The sequence below is a fragment of the Rhizobium ecuadorense genome, assembly GCF_001187535.1.
Taxonomy (GTDB): domain Bacteria; phylum Pseudomonadota; class Alphaproteobacteria; order Rhizobiales; family Rhizobiaceae; genus Rhizobium; species Rhizobium ecuadorense.
The window spans coordinates 1-299 of the sequence record NZ_LFIO01000838.1 but is presented as its reverse complement, the minus strand read 5'-3'; the positions used below and the strand labels follow the sequence as shown (position 1 = coordinate 299).

At 58.9% G+C, this 299-nt stretch carries 1 protein-coding gene; it reads left to right on the top strand.

What is annotated here, in order from left to right; all coding sequences use genetic code 11:
* Nucleotides 1-299, top strand: a 299-nt coding sequence (locus AF337_RS14750) for a Ku protein (RefSeq protein WP_160320310.1), incomplete at both ends; no start/stop codon positions are given.

Sequence of the window (299 nt, the reverse complement as noted above, 5' to 3'; positions counted from 1 at the left end):
AAATATTACTGGAAAGGCTATCTCAAACTCTCGCTGGTCACCTGCCCCGTGGCTATGACCCCGGCCACGAGCGAAAGCGAGAAGGTCCGCTTCCATACACTCAACAAGGAGACGGGCAACCGCGTCGTCTCCCGGTACATCGATTCCGTCACGGGCAAGCCCGTCAAGGATGAGAACGAAGCCAAGGGCTACGCTCGCGGGGAGAACGACTACGTTATCCTCACCGAGGACGATCTGGATGCCGTCGCGCTCGACACGGTGAAGACGATCGACATCGACAAGTTCGTCCCCGCCGACAG